At 43.2% G+C, this 16,747-nt stretch carries 12 protein-coding genes; 7 read left to right on the top strand and 5 right to left on the bottom strand.

Annotated elements, in window-relative coordinates:
- Positions 1-342: 342 nt before the first annotated feature.
- The 4 genes from L3V35_RS01510 (at position 343) to L3V35_RS01525 (ending at position 4,896) form a co-directional block, all read left to right on the top strand.
- Positions 343-1,449 (top strand): HlyD family secretion protein, encoded by a 1,107-nt coding sequence (locus L3V35_RS01510; protein ID WP_054545543.1) that lies wholly within the window; start codon positions 343-345, stop codon positions 1,447-1,449.
- Positions 1,439-2,434 (top strand): DUF2955 domain-containing protein, encoded by a 996-nt coding sequence (locus L3V35_RS01515; RefSeq protein ID WP_054545544.1) that lies wholly within the window; start codon positions 1,439-1,441, stop codon positions 2,432-2,434. The genes L3V35_RS01510 and L3V35_RS01515 overlap by 11 nt, the downstream gene beginning before the upstream one ends.
- A gap of 216 nt (positions 2,435-2,650) precedes the next feature.
- A complete protein-coding gene (ylqF, locus tag L3V35_RS01520) occupies positions 2,651-3,586 on the top strand; it encodes a ribosome biogenesis GTPase YlqF (RefSeq protein ID WP_054545545.1) in 936 nt (311 codons plus the stop codon).
- 284 nt (positions 3,587-3,870) lie between these two features.
- Positions 3,871-4,896: a GGDEF domain-containing protein gene (locus tag L3V35_RS01525; RefSeq protein WP_162838712.1), complete on the top strand. Its 1,026-nt coding sequence runs from the start codon at positions 3,871-3,873 to the stop codon at positions 4,894-4,896.
- A gap of 151 nt (positions 4,897-5,047) precedes the next feature.
- On the opposite strand, the gene L3V35_RS01530 is transcribed toward L3V35_RS01525, so the two are convergent.
- On the bottom strand, positions 5,048-5,593 hold the full coding sequence (locus tag L3V35_RS01530; protein WP_004731280.1) for a GNAT family N-acetyltransferase: 546 nt from the start codon (positions 5,591-5,593) through the stop codon (positions 5,048-5,050).
- Positions 5,594-5,759: 166 nt separating this feature from the next.
- Here L3V35_RS01530 and L3V35_RS01535 point away from each other — a divergent pair, with 166 nt between their 5' ends.
- The 3 genes from L3V35_RS01535 to L3V35_RS01545 all read left to right on the top strand — a co-directional run bounded on the left by L3V35_RS01535 (position 5,760) and on the right by L3V35_RS01545 (position 9,049).
- Positions 5,760-6,902 (top strand): fatty acid desaturase, encoded by a 1,143-nt coding sequence (locus L3V35_RS01535; RefSeq protein WP_054545547.1) that lies wholly within the window; start codon positions 5,760-5,762, stop codon positions 6,900-6,902.
- Between the two features lie 279 nt (positions 6,903-7,181).
- Positions 7,182-8,555 carry an endonuclease/exonuclease/phosphatase family protein gene (locus tag L3V35_RS01540; protein WP_054545548.1) on the top strand — a complete coding sequence of 458 codons (1,374 nt, stop codon included), beginning with the start codon at positions 7,182-7,184 and terminating at the stop codon, positions 8,553-8,555.
- Positions 8,556-8,758: 203 nt separating this feature from the next.
- Positions 8,759-9,049 carry a putative quinol monooxygenase gene (locus L3V35_RS01545; protein ID WP_054545549.1) on the top strand — a complete coding sequence of 97 codons (291 nt, stop codon included), beginning with the start codon at positions 8,759-8,761 and terminating at the stop codon, positions 9,047-9,049.
- 231 nt (positions 9,050-9,280) lie between these two features.
- On the opposite strand, the gene manA is transcribed toward L3V35_RS01545, so the two are convergent.
- The 4 genes from manA to mngA all read right to left on the bottom strand — a co-directional run bounded on the left by manA (position 9,281) and on the right by mngA (position 16,524).
- Positions 9,281-10,468 carry a mannose-6-phosphate isomerase, class I gene (gene manA, locus L3V35_RS01550; RefSeq protein WP_054545550.1) on the bottom strand — a complete coding sequence of 396 codons (1,188 nt, stop codon included), beginning with the start codon at positions 10,466-10,468 and terminating at the stop codon, positions 9,281-9,283.
- Between the two features lie 2 nt (positions 10,469-10,470).
- A complete protein-coding gene (locus L3V35_RS01555; protein ID WP_054545551.1) occupies positions 10,471-11,637 on the bottom strand; it encodes a glycerate kinase in 1,167 nt (388 codons plus the stop codon).
- Positions 11,638-11,682: 45 nt separating this feature from the next.
- Entirely contained in the window at positions 11,683-14,352 is a 2,670-nt protein-coding gene (gene mngB, locus L3V35_RS01560; RefSeq protein WP_054545552.1) for a mannosylglycerate hydrolase, read from the bottom strand.
- Positions 14,353-14,589: 237 nt separating this feature from the next.
- Positions 14,590-16,524, bottom strand: coding sequence for a PTS 2-O-a-mannosyl-D-glycerate transporter subunit IIABC (mngA, locus tag L3V35_RS01565; protein ID WP_054545553.1), 1,935 nt, complete (start codon positions 16,522-16,524; stop codon positions 14,590-14,592).
- Positions 16,525-16,747 lie beyond the last annotated feature (223 nt).

Consider the following 16,747-nt stretch of genomic DNA (forward strand, 5'->3'; position numbering starts at 1 on the left):
TAACGTTAGTCTTGTTTCAATTGCAGTTCTCGAACCTCTTAATTGGCTGCAATTGATGTTCAGAACCCATGTTAATCATTCATCTAACGTCATGCTTGCCATTTGGTGACACATCAAAAATAACCAATTTAATTAATACCGATTTGACTCTGCCTAGCATATGTTTCAATTTCATCACGAAAATAAAAAAATCAATGTCACGACATGGCCATTAAATCAAGATATTTGATCTTATTTTTATCTTAAAAATAGTTCACTCTCTCATTAATAACGTGATGGTTCATTGATGGGAGTAGTACACCTAACTCCCTACATATCAGAATCTTAAATTGAGAGCCTCACATGTCAGAAATAAAAAAAATCGACACTGAAATGCAAAAAAAGAAACCAATCAATAAAGTAAAAATAGCGACAAACAGTCTGTTGGCATTCACCATATTTTCTATTGGTATCGCTGTAGTTTCAGACAGGATTATTCCAACTACCGACAACGTTAGAGTTGAAGGCAACGTCATTTCCTTAAAACCACAAGTATCAGGTTTAATAGAACAAATTAATATTACAGCAAACACTAAAGTAGAGAAAAATGACGTGTTGCTCAAAATTGTCTCTACCGACTATGAGATAGCCGTTAAACAAGCAGAAGCAAAATTGAAGATAGCCGGGCAGCAAGTTGGGGCGCAAATGGCCAGTATTATTTCCGCTCAAGCACAACTCACGACATCGTTAGTTGCACAACAAAATGCTCGGCGTCAGGGTCAACGAGTATTAGCGATGGCAGACAAAGGGGTTGTATCAAAGTCAGATGCAGATACAACACGTGCCACGATTGATAAAGCTAATGCTGAGGTCATGAATGCTCGCGCTAATCTAGAAAAAGCTAAAGCTCAAGTGGGTTCAGAGGGAGAGGAAAATGCACAAATACAATCAGCACTACTTGAATTACAAAAAGCCCAATTAGACTTATCGCGCACAACCCTATCAGCGCCTTCAGATGGTGCGGTAACCAACTTGAATTTATCAGAAGGTTCATACGCTTCTTCAGGCTCTCCATTAGTCACCTTCGTCGAAAGCGACAATTTATGGCTTGAAGCTTATTTTCGAGAGAATAGTCTCGGTAACATAAAGCCAGGCGATGATGTTGAAATCGCATTAGATCTTGCTCCAGGCACTACGTTCAAAGGCACAGTTTCTTCAATTGACCTGGGAGTCACATGGGGTAAAAACGAACAACTTGGCGACCTTGCGAGTGTACAAAACCAAAATGGATGGTTAAGAGACACACAACGTATTCCAGTTACGATCAAAATAAACGAACCATCAGCGATCCAATCAATGCGAATTGGAGGCCAAGCAGATGTCATCGTTTATACTGGCGAAAACACTCTATTCAACCTACTTGGAAAATTCTGGATTAACGTAGTGAGCTTGTTCTCTTATGTTCGATAAAATAGAACAAGCACAAGAGCGTAGGATTTTTCGCTACGTCACGACAGTCGGCTTGGCAACATTCCTTGCACTATGGTTTAACTGGCCATTAGCTTTTTGTACGCCACTTCTGACCGCAAAATTTATCACTGATAAACCTCAATTTCATATTCTCCATGTCAAACAGTTGGCCTATGCGCTTCTATCCACCGCTGTAATTGGATTCGTAGTATCAACGGGGCTACCTGAGTATAAAATTGCCTTTCTTTCTATACTCACACTCGGGATGCTTTGGGCATACTATTTATTTACCGACCCTAAATGGGTCATGTTCGCAACATTCTTAATGATCGAACTGATATTACTTCCATCTATAACTATAATCGATCAAGCATCCGCGCTGAATGTAGGAATCGGTTTTGCGTTTTCAGGCACTTTGGCCGTCGCTTTGTATGCCCTTTCACACGTTTATTTTCCCGAAGAAGAGAAGACGGACTTTGTTGGCTTTCCCGTATCTCCACTTACCAAAGAAATGCGATGGACAGCCGCTATACGCGCATGGGTGATTTCATTTCCACTCGTATGCTTTTACTTCTATTTTCAACTTTCACAGATACTGCTTACCGTTGCATTTGTAATGTTACTATCGTTAATGGCAAGCAGCGAAACGTCCGGTAAGACCGCGTTATTTTTCACAGTAAGTAACATCTTCGCAGGCCTGATTTCATTCGTCACTTTTCTCATCATATCTTTAGCACCTAATATGTATGTATATATGATGGTTGTACTCAGTGTCATTGCGCTTTTCGGAATAAAGATTTATACCGTTCCACAAAAGGCGCCTATATATATTACGGCCTTTACCGGATTCAATGTACTTATGGGAACATCAATAAGCAGCGGCGCGTTGGATGACAAGTTTTACGTTCGTATTTTCCAGCTATTTTTAGTCTTGCTATACATGGTATTTATGACCTATTTCTTAGAGTCACGAACTAGGAAATAACCCGTCAAAAATCAACTTTCAGTCGTTCGTACAATCTCATCCATTGTTACTAGGTGTTGTTAAATGGCAGGGAAACTCCTGCCATATCTAGTCATGTGACAGCCACAGCCCCTAGATAACACTGTAAAGACATTGCTTCAGGTACAACATAGCGCTTTACACGCCCTAGCGAACCCTTACAATGTGCAGCAAATATATTTATCAAGGTTTATCTCTATGTCTATTCAATGGTTTCCGGGTCACATGCATAAAGCCCGCAAAGAAATCGAAGAAGTTATCCCACAGGTTGATGTGATCATCGAAGTACTGGACGCTCGTATCCCGTTCAGTAGTGAAAACCCAATGATCTCTTCACTGCGCGGCGATAAGCCTTGTGTAAAAGTGTTGAACAAGCGCGATCTTGCCGATCCTGAGCTTACTGAACGTTGGATTGAACATTTCGAGAAAGAGCAAGGCGTTAAAGCGATTGCGATTACCACCAGCGTAAAAGAAGAAGTTAACCACGTCATGGAACTAGTTCGTAAACTAGCACCGCACCGTGAACAAATGGGTAAGAACATCCGAACGATGATTATGGGTATCCCGAACGTGGGTAAATCGACCATCATCAACTGCTTGGCTGGACGTACGATTGCGGTAACGGGTAACCAACCTGCGGTAACTCGTCGCCAACAACGTATCAACCTGCAAAACGGCGTGATCCTTTCAGACACTCCAGGGATCCTTTGGCCTAAAGTAGAAAATCCACACAGTGGTTTCCGTTTAGCCGCTACCGGCGCGGTGAAAGATACGGCAATGGAATACGATGAAGTGGCCTTCTACACAGTCGAGTACCTAGCGAAACAGTACCCTCACCTTCTACAAGAACGCTACCAAATTGAAGAGCTGCCAGAGTCTGACATCGAGTTGATGGAAGCGATTGGTCGTAAACGCGGTGCACTTCGTGCAGGTGGTCATATAGACATTCACAAGTGTTCGGAAATCCTACTTCACGAACTTCGCAACGGTACTTTAGGTAAAGTAACGCTAGAACTACCAGAGATGATTACCAAAGAATTGGTTGAAGTAGAAGAAGCAGCTGCGCTGAAAGCTGAGCAACAGATTAAGAAGAAAGAAGAGCGCCGTAAACGTTACTTGAAGAACAAGCGCTAATTGCTATTAGTTTTTGTTAATCTGCATTAGTTTCTGTTAACCACTCTTACACCAACCTCTAATATATTCACGCTCTATCGATAATAGGGCGTGAATATTGCGTTCTACCGTTTGTTGATCTAGCTAACATACTGACAAATCTATAGAAACGGTCATTTACAATCCCAAAGACTGTGACATACTACGCAAATTATTGTGTATCAATCTCGGTTAGTTTCTCAATGCGCTCTTATTCTGGGTTCAAGAATCAAAGATTTAAAACCTATTTCGATAATGAAATTTATTTGCCGTACATAAATTTCATCTACATTCCAATCTCAATATTCTGTGCTTTCATTGTTACCGACTACATCCACTTTGGTACAGAGTGCGTAACCCCTATCATTTTCCGAGTCATACTTTTTCTATTGATGATGGCCGTCGCCAGATACTGCATTACAAATAAACCCAACGTTTTAGAACTCGTAGAAAGTACCTTCCTTGTAATTAGCTCGCTTTTCTTGGTCTATGTAGGTCGACTCGCTATTGAGTTGAACAATTTCGATTACCAAGGTGGCATCATTCTCGTAATGATCTACATCGGAACCTTTTCAAGACTGTCTGCTAAATACAGCATCACTACTCTGTCGTTTATGTTTTTGGCTTATCTCATCGGCCTTGCTCCAATACTTTATGAGGCAGAGCCAAAGCATGAGATCGAAACAATTTCCGTTTATATTTCAGCTTACATCCTAATCTCAGCGGCCTGTATAAGGCGAGACTTAGAAGTACACAAACGTTTTGCTCAATCCGAACAACTGCGCAAACAAGCGATTCAACTTCGCAAGCAATCTAATATGTTTGAAGCCCTTTCTTATCAAGATGCGCTAACGGGTTGCTACAACCGCCTTTATCTTCATCAGGTGATCGAACCAAGCATAGACCGTCAGTTGTCCATTACATCGATCATGATAGATATTGATCATTTCAAATCGATTAACGACACCTACGGCCACCAAATGGGTGATATGGTGATCAAAGAGCTCGCCGATGAGATTCAAAAAAGGCTACCAACCAGCAGTAACTGCTTTCGATACGGCGGTGAAGAGTTTTTGGTGATGGTCCAAGGAGAAACTGAGGCTTCAATTGAATCGCTAGTTAACTCCCTATTAGAATCTCCTTCTCTCCTTCGGTTAGAAGTAACAATTTCAATCGGTGTGAAACATGCGTCACAGGCTCTCGGCTCTGTCGAACAACTTATCGACGATGCCGATCAAGCACTCTACATTTCGAAGAAGAGCGGTAGAAATAAGATCACATGGAGTGATTAATCACACAGTATTTCACGCGCGTTAGCGATTCATTATAACGACCATTAATCCAATCAAAAAAGCCCCGAACAATTGAATGCTCGGGGCTTTTGTCTTCTTTCTTCGGCTTTAAAGTGACTTCAGTAATTATAGTTACTTAAATAAGAAGCTACTAAGAATACACAACGCTCGCTGTTTTCTGTTCAAGTTCAACGGGAGAGCTCCAAGAAATCACTTTTTCATTCACTTGGCTGCCACATGGTGCGTTCCAAACTTGCTCTAGTTCTTCTTTGCCACCAATCGCCTGATAAAAAGCAATCGCTTGGTGGTTCTCAGACATCACCTCTAGGTAAAGCCCCGAATCAGAATAGTATTGCTGCAACCACTTTGACAATTCAGACAATAGACGCTTGCCAACACCACGACCGTGGTAATTATTGTCTACGTGTAACGCATCAATGAACGTGCCACGTTCAAAGTTGTGATTACCAAACGCGCAGACGAAACCAACCAGTAAACCGCCTTCTTCAAGCAATAAAACATGCTGGTTGAAAGGAGGATTAATCAAACGAGTCTGCCAAATAACAGATCTGTCCTCCAAAACATCATTTTCTAGGTAATCATCAGCAAGAATGCCACGGTAATATAGCTTCCAGCTATCCGCGTGTAATTGGGCAATCCGCTCATAATCTTTATATTCAGCTACCTTAATTTCCATTTATTAGCCCTTAGTACTTCCATTTATGACTTGCTACTACATTTCACACTACCTTTATACAATATTTAAGCAAAACATACTAATACACGTTTACACTTTCAATATTGACTTACACGTGTACGCTGATATTCTAGCGAACAGATGTAAGCTCAATGGAAATTTACTAATGAATAGTGCCGATAAACCATCAACAAAAAAGCCACCACTAATCTGGCTCAATATTTTTGTATTCTCTTTTAGCATGCTGCTTGCTGTTGTCGCGGCTCCCGTTTATGGCTACTTTTTTGGCTATGGTATGGAGCACTGGATATGGCTAGCGATCTGTTTTACGTTCTGTAACCTTTCTATCACGACGGGTTATCACCGTTTATGGTCACACAAAGCATTTGAAGCGCATTCAAGCCTAAGATTTCTATTTGCATTAGGTGGCGCATTTGCTCTACAAAACAGCGCGCTACACTGGTCTTCTGATCACCGTGTGCACCACAAGCATGTCGATAACAACGACAAAGACCCATACTCAGCAAAACGTGGCTTTTGGTATTCGCACATCGGCTGGATGATTCGTAATTACAACACTGCAATGTACACAGATTACGAAAATTGTCGCGACCTGAAGAAAGATAAAATTGTTATGTGGCAGCACAAGCACTACGTCTCATTGGCATTGCTTATGAACTTCGGTGTTCCAATCGTATTAGGTGTAATTTACGGTGACGTGCTTGGCATGTTGTTAATTGTGGGTGCAGTTCGTTTGGTCCTCAACCACCACACTACATTCTTCATTAATTCTCTTGCTCATATTTGGGGTAGCCAACCTTTTACCGACAAAAACACAGCGCGTGACAACGGTGTGCTAGCGGTACTCACTTTTGGCGAAGGCTACCACAACTTCCACCACATCTTTGAGAACGATTACCGTAACGGCATCTACTGGTGGCAATACGATCCAACAAAATGGTTGATTAAGAGTGCATCTTTAATGGGCTTAGCAAGCAAGCTTAAGAAAACGCCTCAAGCTCGCATCGAAAAAGCCGAAGCATCAATGTTATTAAAGCGCACGCAGCAAAAAATCATGCACCGTGCCGATAAGCAACAAATCGCGGAAAAGCTTCAACAAGAATTCGATGCACTTGTATCAAACATGAACGAATACTACGAAGTCAAAAAGCAGCTAATTGAAAGTAAACGCGAAGATGTTGTGAAAAAGTACGAACACTCAGTACTTAAGGTTCGTTACCAACAAATCAAAATGAATTTTGAACAGCAGAAGAAAAATTGGGCTATGACAGTAGAGCAATATGCTTAAAGTAAAGTAATACGCTTAACACCTCAATAACAACACTGTTTGATTCTTATTCAAATGCCCTTATCTTCCGGTAAGGGCATTTTTATTTCATAGATCTAATTAAATACATGAATTTTAAGTCTTTATTCTAATAACAGACACTAGTTCCAAATGTCACACTTTCACTGCAACAAGATGTCAACCTATAGAGCTTGCTGTGACAAATATCACTTACAGAACGATATCCATCCCATAACATGCGCGTCCCAAAATTCTTTCAGCAATTAGCGGACCCATTTTATGAAATTGTTAAAAACATCTATCGCTTTCGCCATCTCTTCTGCACTTTTAATTGGTTGCAGCAGCGACACTGATTACGTTCAACCTGAAGAAGTTAAGATCGCTACCTACAACTTGTCATTTGACCGGGCAACCTTTCAAGATCTCGTAACTGAAATGCAAATCGAACCTAACGCTCAAGCGACGTTAGTGTCCGATTATTTGGATAATACAATTAGCGCCGCTAACAAAGAAACGGCAGCAAAAGTTATTCAGATCCGCAACGTCGCAGCTGTGATTCAAAAGAATCGCCCTGACGTGCTTATGATGGCTGAATTTAACAATGACGGCACAGGTACTGATAAATCAGCGCTAGAAGGTTTTCAAAAGAACTATCTCTCTGTCGCTCAAAGTATTGAAGGTGCAGGTGGCGACGCAAACTTAGAGCCAATCTCATACCCATACTTTGAAAGCTACTCAACTAATACAGGTTTACTGAACGAATTTGGTTTTGATTTAGACAATGATGGTAACGCTGGAACACTGCCAGGAGATGCGTGGGGCTTCGGTTTGTACCATGGGCAATACGCATTTGCTCTGATGTCAAAATATGAAATCGACACAGCCAACACGCGTACATTCCAAGAATTTAAATGGAAAGATCTCGAAGGTGCTACTATTCCAACAATCACTGTTTGCGACGATCCTAGTAAGTTCCCAACAGGTATGGTTTGCGGCGATGAGTGGTACACGGCCGAAGAATGGGCAGAAGTTCGCTTATCTTCAAAGAACCACGTTGATGCACCAATCCTCATCCCAACCAAAGATGGCACAGAAACGGTTCACTTACTGATGTCACACCCTACTCCGCCCGCTTTTGATGTAGGTAAAAACATCGAACAAAACGCAGCAGAAGTCGACTTCTGGCACCAATACATTCAAAACAAATCGTTCTTCTACGATGACTCTGGAAAAATGGGCGGCCTAGAACAAGGCAAGCATTTTGTTATGATGGGTGACCAAAACCTCGATCCAGTTGATGGCGACGGCATTAGCTCTGTTATGCAGGACTTACACAACGATGCATTGGTTAACCAAGATGTAACCAATGGCTCATTGTATCCAACAAGTGATGGCGCAGCTGAGTATGCTGCTGATAAACCACTACACCATCCATTACCAAGTCGCATTACTTCAAATTTTGGATTGGCGGTCGACTACGCCCTACCATCAGCGACAATGAGCATCATTGATTCTGGAGTATACTGGCCTGCCACAAATGAAGATGGCAGGACTTTAATCTTTGATTCTCGAATCCCAGATTCTAATGGCGATAGTAAAGAAATTTCATCTGATCACCGTATGATTTGGATCAAAGCTGACTTCAATAAATAACCCATTCAATTGAGAGCCCAAAAGCCCTTAATTTGCTTTGAGGGCTTTTTATGAGCGTAACCTACTCGCCACTAGCTTTATGCTTTCAAACTTGAATTGTGGATGCCAAGAACCATAGTTATTGGATCCCAGAACTCTTTTTTCTATCTGAATTTGTACTTATATTACTTGCACTTATTGAGTGGAACACCGAGGAATAAAGAATGGGCAAGCTGACTATTATTGCAACAATCGTATCTAAAGAAGATAAGATTGAGTTAGTTAAATCAGAGATGATTAAATTGATCGATAAAACCCGTGTTGAAGATGGCTGTATTAACTACGATCTGCACCAAGACAACAGTAACCCAGCTCATTTTGTATTTCATGAGAACTGGGAGTCGGAAGTTCATCTAGAGAAACACTTAGCGAGCCAACACATTGCAGAGTATGTAGCTGCGACTGAAGGTTGTATTGAAACCTTCGTGCTTAATAAAATGACGCACATAGCCTAACCAGTCACTCAGTGCTGATTCAATAAAAAACCCTGCTCTAATCGCAGGGTTTGTCTTTTCTACAGGCTTATATCTGCTCATTCTAATCATGAAAAAACCCGCCAGAGTAGCGGGTATGGTCAATAATCATGACTGTCAAAGACAGATAGGTAACAACCATCAATCCAATATTGAGTACCACTTTACAATGGCACTCTGACATTTCTTTTGCTGATCGCTAGCACGGGGGCACTAGTTAAAAGCACGAGCCAAAATGCCATTCCCTTGATATTGGTAAACACTTGAATTACTACTTACAAAGACCGATTCTCCAGGCTTAAGAGAAACTGTACGACCTTCTGAGGTTACGGTCGCCTCTCCTTCCACACAGAACAAGATCTCCGCGCTACGTAGATACTGTGACTTGCTCTCATCAGTCGCAGATAAGATATCAAATCCAAAGTCATCCACAGGAATCGGATAGCTCATCTTGCCCTCTTTCAATACAGGCTTAAGGCGAATATCTTCTGGCTTAATCGGCTCAAAGATCGTGTTGTCGATAAGCTCAGGAACGTCTATGTATTTAGGTGTGAGACCGGCACGCAGCACATTGTCTGAGTTTGCCATGATCTCCAAGCCTGTGCCTTGAACATAAGCGTGAGGTGTTTCTGCGAACAGGAACATCGCTTCACCGGGCGCCAGTTCAACCGTGTTGAGCATCAATGGTGCAAACAAACCAATATCCCCCGGATAGTGCTGTTTGAATTCAATGCTGTATTGCAGAGCTTCACGCCCCATGACCGTTTTAGCTGGTCGCGCATGTGCAGCATAAAGCTCATTAAGCGCAGACACTTTGCGGTCACCTTCAAGAGACATAATTGCGCTAAAGAAAGACTTCAGAGAATCACTGTCGGCATTGGCTTTCAGTACATTAAGTTCAATCGCTAACGAAGGAATATCCGCTTCTTCGAACAAGGCAATAATATCGTCGATTGGACGGAAGCCATTCATCGCTTTGTAGAAGGTCAACGCATAAACCAGTTCAGGTTTGTGGTTTGGATCTTTGTAGTTACGATTTGACGCATTCAAAGGGATGCCGAGTGCATTCTCTCTCTCAAAACCTAATTCAGATTTACGCTTGTTCGGGTGTACCTGAATCGACAACGGTGTTTCGGCTGCCAACACTTTAAACAAGAACGGTAATTCACCAAAACGTGCCGCCGTGTACCCACCTAAAACATCGGTTTTGTTTTCATCAATCATGTGAGAAAGCGGCTCACCGGTATCGCCTACTTTTGAGCAACCATTTGGATGAGCACCCATCCAAATTTCTGCTTGAGGTTCTTGGTTTGGGTTCACAATACCAAACAGTTGGTTGATGGAGTATTTGCTTCCCCATGCATAGTTTTGAATAACATTGTCGAGTTTAAATAGAGACATAATTACTTCTCATTAAAAATCTGGCTGCCAAGCTTGAGCGTGGCGGCGATATTACGGGCAGTGCGAGTCAGATTTTGGCTCGCTTCTGATAAAACTTGGTCTAAGGACTGAGGTGAACGTACGGTTCCAAATAAGCTAGACATTGAGTCATAAAGCTTTTCAACGTCTTTACCCAAAGAGCCAGCAATGCCAATGGTTGGAATGTTCTGCTTAAGAGATCGCTGTGCGATGCCAAAAGGTGTTTTTCCTTGCAGAGTTTGATTGTCCATCTGCCCTTCACCCGTCACGACCAGTGAAGCGCCTTCAAGCACCTTATCCGCATCTAATGCGTCGAGTACCATCTCAATACCCGCTTTAATTTGGATATTGAATGCCAGGCTTAGCCCTAGGGGTGTGCCACCAGCAGCACCAAAACCCTTGCTGTCGCGATGATTAACGCATGTATGGGTTTGAGCGATATCGGCAAAGTGCCCAATGGCAGTATCAAGTTGTTGAACTTGAGCTTGTGAAGCCCCTTTCTGAGGACCAAACACGGCACTTGCTCCGCTTTCACCACACAGTGGATTATCCACATCACACGCAACCACGAACGTGACTTCTTTGCATCTCGGGTGCAGCCGATCAAGATCGATGCTTGCTAGCTGACTTAATTCGGCGCCGCCACCAGATAACTCGTTGCCTTGCTTGTCTAATAACTTGCCTCCCAACGCTTGTAAAATGCCAGCACCTGCATCGTTGGTTGCGCTACCGCCCAAGCCGATAATGATTTGTTCAACGCCTTGATCTAACGCATCTTTAATCAATAGCCCTGTGCCAAACGAAGATGCGGTTAAAGGTGATCTTTCTTCTACCGTTAATCGGTCTAAGCCCGACGCTTGAGCAAATTCCAACAAGGCAGTTTTCACTTTAGTTCCATCAAAAGTCTGTTCTAACGATGCCCAGTAAGCCGCGCATTCACGTCCGATTGGATCCGTCGTTTGCAGCCCTTGTTTCTTACCATTGAGCGCGTCTAACAACACGTCTACCGTGCCTTCTCCGCCATCGGCGAGTGGCATTTTCACAAACTCTGCATGAGGGAAAACGTCAGCAAATCCACGCTCAATACAAGACGCAACTTGATGAGCGTCGAGTGATTCTTTAAATGAATCGGGGGCAATTACAATTTTCATTGTCGTTCACCATTCCCGCCCACCAAGGTGAGCGGGTGATTAAAATTAGAATTTAATTTGGAATGTTTTTGCTTGGCAAGATGCTAGTTCACCAAAAGATAAGTCGCCAAAAGACAAGTCATTAAAGGTTTCAATTGCTACATCACCTTCACGAACGCGCTCGTCCATGCTCGTCTCTTTCCAGCTTGAAACCGCTTGAGTGAAGGAGATTGAATCTGACACTGAACCTGTTTCTGCCGGGTTGTAGAAACGCATGATCAGTGCATCTTCGTCTTCCGCTTTCTTCAGTACGCTTAGTACCGCTCCTGATTGTTGCTTAGACAGAAGGCTAAAGCTCATTGGTAGGTTTTGCTCACCCACATTCAGCTTCATCGCGTTGTAAGGGATCTTGTTGTAGCATTCGATTTGAGTGACATTGTCACGTGCTTGCGCCATGATGTTCGCGTCAATGTGGTTACCAGAGAATCCACACAGCGTGAATTCACACACTAACTTGCCGCGCACTTGTGAATCTGGTGTCGGGATCTTGATACCTGAAGGACGACCCGGACGAAGCAATAGCTCTTCTTTACCTAACACGCCGATACCGCGGAATAGTGTCAGTGCGAAGGTATCTCGGTTTTCGTCACCTTGAGATGCAATCACTTCAAATTCACGTAGACCATTCGACATGATTGCCATGCCCGCGTTACCGTTTTCTAACGCAGCGAAGTTCATCAGTTGGTAAACCGGAACCGGTGCTTCTTTCCACTTCTCTTCTTCCCAAACCGCCATTGCTGGGTCATTGGTTGGTCGAGTAATACAACCGAACTGGTTATCCGCAACCACAGTTTCAGAAACGAATGGCGTTGGTACTAAGACACGTACACGGTGGTCGTCGGCTTGGTTGTCTAGTTCCATACGTACTTCAATGCGGCGAGAACCTTGCTTCAATACCACTTGGCATTGCGCTTCAACGAATCCGTTTTGACCCGTGCGTTCTTCACGCTCTGCAAGGTTTGCTGGTACGTTCATGCGGAAAGCGATGTTCGCTACCGATTGGAAGCCTTGGTGGTCAATCGATGTTTCCACTGGGAACTCGTCTGAGTACAGTAACCATTCTTGACGAGATGGAGAGTAATCGTACTCATCACCGTCATCAGAACCGTCTTCCAAACGAAGTACTTGGTCGAATACTTGCTCTGTCTCTTTATCGAAAATAGTCAGAGTACCGTTGTCGTTCACATTGACTCGGTAGTACTCGTTCTCTAGCAAATAGTCTTTTTGTTCTGCAACTTTTACTGCGCCCTTCTCGTTCCCTTGGATGTGTAACGTGGTGAAGCCCATTGCTGGCACAGTGCGTTTGATTTGAATATCAAACTCCATAAACGGGTCGTAGTTACCGTAGTGAACGATTTGACGGTCTACTTTACCTGGGTCAATTTGGCGCTTGTCTTGGATGAAGTACTCAACTGGGTTTTCGTTTTCATCAAAGATTGAGAATTCTTGAGCACGGATAGTAATGGTTGTGTTCACCACTTCTTCACGCTCGTACGGAGAAAGGTTAAACATCGCCAGTTTGTCGCAACCTTCGCGATCCGGCATGTGGTCGACAATCTTACGCTTGTAGAAATGAATCAGGTTTGTCGCCATGTCGTCCGCAAGGATGTAGCGGTTAAGGATCTCAGCGTGAACCTTGTCAGAACAGCAGCAGCCAATCGAGTCATGAGCGTGGTTCTTCATGCTCTCTTTCCACATTTTCTCAATCAAACCGTGGTGGTATTCAAAGCCTAATGTCCAAGCGATAGATGCTAGCGGTTCTAAGATATTTACAATCTTGTTTTCGATTTCTGCATGGATCAGTTTGATGTCCATACGCGTAGAAGAAATCGTACGGTGAACACGCATGTATTTTCCGTCGTTGAATTCGCCTTTGATTGTATCGAGTTGGTCGCGTGCCGCTTCTACTTTTTCGAACACTTCTTCAAAGCGGCTCATTGAGAATTCACGATCTGGGTAGATTTCGCGAAGTTTGTCCATTACTTCAAAGATGTCTTTCTGAATCGGCATTTGATCGTGGCCGTTCGGCAATAGGATGTCTTTCGTTACCGATGGTTTTTCTAGCACTGGGAAGTACTTATCTAAACGAGCACGTAGACCTTCTTCATCTTGCGGAAGGTATTTGCCAATTGCGTAACCTAGCGGAAGCACTTGTGCCGTAACTTCACTGCCGTCATTAGACTGCCATAAGAATTCTGTTTTGTTGGTGCCATGACGCTCTGAACAACCACGCCAAAACATTGCACGCGTGATGTCGAAACCGTTATAGATCATCGGCAGTTGAGAACTCATGCTGAATGAATCTGGTAGGTAACCAATCTTCATTGCGTCGCCAAATTTCATACAGTCACGAATACCATACATCATGTTACGCACAATCGACTCACCAGAAACTTGCATTGTGTCGGTTTGAGAATACCAAGGGCCAATAATAAGCTTGCCCGCTTCAACCAATGCTTTTACGCGTTCGGTGTTCTCTGGTTTGATCGCAAAGTAGTCTTCTAGAACAGCGGTTTGACCATCTAGAACGTAGTATTTGTATTCTGGATCACTCTCCAGACGGTTCATGATTTCTTCCATGTTGTTCACAAGAAGAATGCGAGACTCTTCTGTTGTGAAATACCATTCACGATCCCAGTGCATGTGTGGAGTAATATGTACGCGTGATGTAGTCATAATCATTTACCTAAATGTGTCGCTTCGAGTAAATCTAAAATTCGAACTCAAATACGACTAAATTAAAGTTTTTCAAGGGGTTAAAATTGGCTGCCACTAAATTTAGGGTGCAGAAAACCACGCCCAGAATCTGTGTGAATAAAACCGTTAGGAGCACAGGTATTTAGGACAGCCAAGTTGTTCGTTATTTTTTATATGGTGTTTTAATTGCGAGTTAGAAGTTAGCTCAAAATTTAGTTAGTTCTGTGTTGCAGTACTTGCTTCAAACTTACCCTTTTTTACAGCATGACCACGCCACATCAGAAGAGTAACAGTTGAAATCACTGTGCCGACAATCGCAGCACCGAACCAGATTGCAGCAGCAGAGAATGCGCCCAAACCTGAATCGTGTAACAAGAAGATAGAGAAGATACCTGCGCCCGGAGTCGATAGACCAATACCTGCCGCGCCAACCATCGCACCTGTAACCACTGATCCTAGTAAGAATGAGCCGATTACACGGATTGGATCTTCAATCGCCATTGGGATTGCACCTTCGGTAATACCCGCTAGGCCAAGTAGCCATGTAGATTTACCGGTTTCAATCTCAAAGTCTTTGAATAGGCGTGGAGCAATCATGGTTGAAGCCGTTACGGTGAACGCCGATACCATTTTTACTGAACCAAAGATTGCGTATGGGCCATAAACACCGTTCGCCATTGCACCTAAACAGAATGCGTAAGCGGCTTTGTTTACCGGACCACCTAAGTCGAATGATACAAACAGACCAAGAATCGCACCCAATAACAGCGCATTGGTGCCTGACATACCGTTCAACCAGTCCGTTAGACCTTGGTTTAGGAACGCTACAGGTTTACCGATAACAAATAACATCAAGCTACCTGCCACCAAAGTACCGATCACCGGATAAAGGTAGAAAGTAAGGAAGCCGTTAAACGCAGGGCCTAAGCGAACATGCTCTTTTACCCAACGCATCACGTAACCAGCAATCAAACCACCAACAACACCGCCTAGGAAACCAGAGCCAATGATGTTTGCTGCAATACCTGCGGCAAAACCAGGGCCAAGTGCGGGTTTGTCTGCTAATGAGTAAGCTGTGTAAGCCGCCAGTACTGGCACCATCAATGTACCCAGTAGGCCGCCACCTAGTTTGCGATACATCCATAGCCAAGAATCTTTTGTTGCGTAGAGCTCTTGCAGGTCAAAAATTTGCGCGATAAGAACAGCAACCGCAAGAACAGTACCACCAGCAACGATAAGAGGAACCGCGTAAGAAATACCAGAAAGCAGTGCTTGTTTAAGCTCAGTTTTCAACGGCAGTTTCTTCGGTTTGTCGTCGGTAGCAACTTTACGTTCTGCACCGTTACCTTTTTTCGACTCTTCAATCGCTTCATTAAGAATGCGTTCACCGTGCTTAATCGGTTCTGCAACTGGGGTTTCAACACGAGGAATGCCATTAAAGCGCTCAGATTCTTTAATCGCAACTTCAGCAGCAAACACACACGCTACAGCATTGTTTAATTGCTCAGCCGTTAAGCGATCTTCAATACCGTTTGCGCCCTGTTTTTCAACATGTACGTTATAGCCAAGCTTTTTGCCCGCCTTTTCAAGATATTCTGCCGCCATATAGGTATGAGCAATGCCAGCAGGGCAAGCAGTAACACATACAATTGTCGGTGCATTTGTATCTAAGTTGTCTTGTTTTTCTTCTTGTTGATTGTCGCCATCAAGAAGCGCAAAGATTTCTTCAGCGGTTGTCGCTTTTAATACCGCTTCGCGAACATCGTCGTCAACCAATGTAGTTGTCAGTGCGGTAAGCAGATGCATGTGGGTAGAACCCGCTTCTGCATTTGGAATCGCAATTAGGAAGATAAGATTTACATCTTCATCTTCATCCAAGCCTTTCCATTTCATGTCTTCTTTAAGCGTTGCTACAGCGAAGCCAGCTTCTTTAACCGCGTCAGTCTTGCCATGCGGTACAGCTAGGCCTTCACCAAGCGCTGTCGGGCCTTGCTCTTCGCGAGCAAATACTGCATCAAGATACTCTTGCTTGTTATGCAGTTTGCCTTGCTGATCCAGTTGGTCAGCAAGTGCGTAAATCGCTTCTTCTCGACTGCTAAACGTAGTTTGCAGATTTACGAGCGACTTATTCGTTAGAGTAGTAAGTTTCATAACCTTTGTCCCATAGTCACGGATTAGTACGACAGTCGTCCCTGTCGACGAGAAGAATAATACAACTTCAAGACATTTAATCCGTGATCACGATCTCATCAATACATATTTGTATTTAATTTGTATTTAAATCATATTGGTAAATCCTTTAAGAAAGCTTGTTATGTATCGTTTAATTTGTATTATATGTACTACAAAATACCGATACGTTGCTTACACTAAC

The sequence above is a fragment of the Vibrio sp. L5-1 genome (genome assembly GCF_021728315.1).
In the GTDB taxonomy this organism is placed as follows: Bacteria; Pseudomonadota; Gammaproteobacteria; order Enterobacterales; family Vibrionaceae; genus Vibrio; species Vibrio splendidus_K.